Source organism: Sphingomonas sp. AC449 (assembly GCF_979253475.1).
Map to the genome: position 1 here is coordinate 1 of NZ_CEEDCZ010000026.1, position 2,205 is coordinate 2,205.

Below are 2,205 nucleotides of genomic sequence, written 5' to 3' on the forward strand. Positions count from 1 at the left end.
GAGGGGGAGGACGCACGACAGACGTTACCCTTTCCTCCCCCTCCGTCAGGCTGCGCCTGCCACCTCCCCCTGGCGGGGGAGGATTTGGGGTGGTTCGCGGGGGAGGATGTGGAGCGGGGGTTCTTCTCGCTCAGCCAGCCATGCGGGGGACGCCGAGGAAGTCACGTTTGCCGAGCGGGACGCCCTGCGCGCGCAGGATCGCGTAGGCGATGCTGGCGTGGAAGTAGAAATTGGGCTGCGAGAAGGACAAAAGGAAGTTGGCGCCGGTGAAGGGCATGACATAGCTGCCGAATTCGAACTTCGTCGCGGCGGTGGCGAGCGTGTCGAATTCGGCCGGGTCATAGGCCTCGAGCGTTGCGATCGCGCCTTGGACCGCGGCGTGGAGCCCGGCGAAATCGGTCGGCCACGCGCTGCGGTCGGGCGAGAAGACGCCGGCGCGGACGCCCTGCACGCCGCCCGCCGAATGCGCGACGCACGACTTCACCTGATAGCCGAAGGGGAGCATGTCGTCGGCGAGCTTTGCGTCGATCAGCGTGGCGGGGTCGATCCCGCGCTCGGCGGCGAAGGCTTCCGCCTTGTCGAGCAGCGCGTCGAGCGCGCGCAGGACCTGGAGATTGGAGGGGATCGTCGCATCGTAGAGGGACAGGGTCATCGATCGGGCTCCGCTGAGATGCGGCAACCTATGGCCGTGCGGCGGCATGTGCCAGCGTTGTTTCGCTCGCCGCGTCCAGCCGCTATATACGGCGGTGAACCCACGAGGAATCTTCATGTCCCTTCGTCCCTGGCGCGATATCACCCGCCGTACGAGCCGCCAGATCATGGTCGGCAACGTCCCCGTCGGCGGCGATGCGCCCGTCACCGTGCAGACGATGACCAACACGCCGACCGACGACATCAAGGCGACGGTCGACCAGATCCGCCGCTGCGAAGAGGCGGGCGTCGACATCATCCGCGTCAGCTGCCCCGACGTCGAATCGACCAGCGCGCTGAAACAGATCGTCCGCGCGAGCCGCGTGCCGATCGTCGCGGATATCCATTTCCACTACAAGCGCGCGCTCGAGGCGGCGGATGCGGGGGCGGCGTGCCTGCGGATCAACCCGGGCAATATCGGGTCTGCAAGCCGCGTGAAGGAGGTCGTCGACGCGGCGAAATCCAATGGCTGCGCGATCCGGATCGGCGTGAACGGCGGGAGCCTCGAGCGGCATCTGCTCGAGAAATATGGCGAGCCGTGCCCCGATGCGCTGGTCGAATCGGCGCTCGATCATATCAAGTTGCTGCAGGACCATGATTTCCACGAGTTCAAGGTCGCGGTGAAGGCGTCCGACCTGTTCCTCGCGGTCGCGGCGTATCAGCAGCTCGCCGAACAGGTCGACTGCCCGCTCCATCTCGGCATCACCGAAGCGGGCGGGTTCGTCGGCGGTACGGTCAAGTCGGCGATCGGGATGGGCAGCCTGCTCTGGTACGGGATCGGCGACACGATCCGCGTCTCGCTCTCGGCCGAGCCCGAGGAAGAGGTGCGCGTCGGGTTCGAGATTTTGAAGGCGCTCGGCATCCGCAACCGCGGCGTGCGCGTCGTGTCGTGCCCGAGCTGTGCGCGGCAGGGCTTCGACGTGATCCGCACCGTCCAGGCGCTGGAGGAGCGGTTGCAGCATATCCGGACGCCAATGTCGCTCAGCGTGCTCGGTTGCGTCGTGAACGGGCCGGGCGAGGCGCGCGAGACCGATATCGGGATCACCGGCGGCGGCAACGGCAATCACATGGTGTATCTGTCGGGGGTGACCGACCATCATGTCCAGGACGCGGACATGGTGAACCACATCGTCAAGCTGGTCGAGGCCAAGGCGGCGGAGATCGAGGCGGCGGATGCCGCGGTCGCGGCGCTGGTGCCGGAGATGGCGGCGGAATAAGTGGGGTTTGCCGGGCGGTTGGCTGCGTTTGAGGGCCGTCACTACATTCCGTCATCCTGACGAAAGTCAGGATCCAGGGTGGCGGGGGGTGGCGCTGCCTGGCTCTGGATCCTGACTTTCGTCAGGATGACGGGGTGGGTTGACGAACGTTGCGGTTTGGGCGGTGCTTCGGCTTCGCTCAGCACGAGCGGGGAGGGCGCGCGGGTGATCGCGTCTCGCGTGCGGGGCACGGGAATGGGGGGCGGGTTTTCCTCTTTTCCGTCATCCTGACGACGGTCGGGATCCAGGGTGGCGGGGG

General features: G+C 66.8%; 2 protein-coding genes and 1 pseudogene. 1 reads left to right on the forward strand and 2 read right to left on the reverse strand.

Annotation, left to right across the window (positions count from 1 at the left end):
* Positions 1–130: 130 nt before the first annotated feature.
* Positions 131–652 (reverse strand): DUF1993 domain-containing protein, encoded by a 522-nt coding sequence (locus AC0CH3_RS17655; protein WP_354301193.1) that lies wholly within the window; start codon positions 650–652, stop codon positions 131–133.
* Between the two features lie 115 nt (positions 653–767).
* Between AC0CH3_RS17655 and ispG the strand changes: the two genes are divergently transcribed.
* On the forward strand, positions 768–1,907 hold the full coding sequence (gene ispG, locus AC0CH3_RS17660; protein ID WP_354301195.1) for a flavodoxin-dependent (E)-4-hydroxy-3-methylbut-2-enyl-diphosphate synthase: 1,140 nt from the start codon (positions 768–770) through the stop codon (positions 1,905–1,907).
* 41 nt (positions 1,908–1,948) lie between these two features.
* Here the strand turns inward: ispG and AC0CH3_RS17665 are convergent.
* A pseudogene (locus tag AC0CH3_RS17665) lies at positions 1,949–2,205 on the reverse strand (hypothetical protein); the annotation flags it as partial.

Coding starts and splice junctions, on each gene's coding strand:
- ispG (WP_354301195.1), top strand. CDS start 768: ATGTCCCTTCGTCCCTGGCGCGATATCACCCGCCGTACGAGCCGCCAG.
- AC0CH3_RS17655 (WP_354301193.1), bottom strand. CDS start 652: ATGACCCTGTCCCTCTACGATGCGACGATCCCCTCCAATCTCCAGGTC.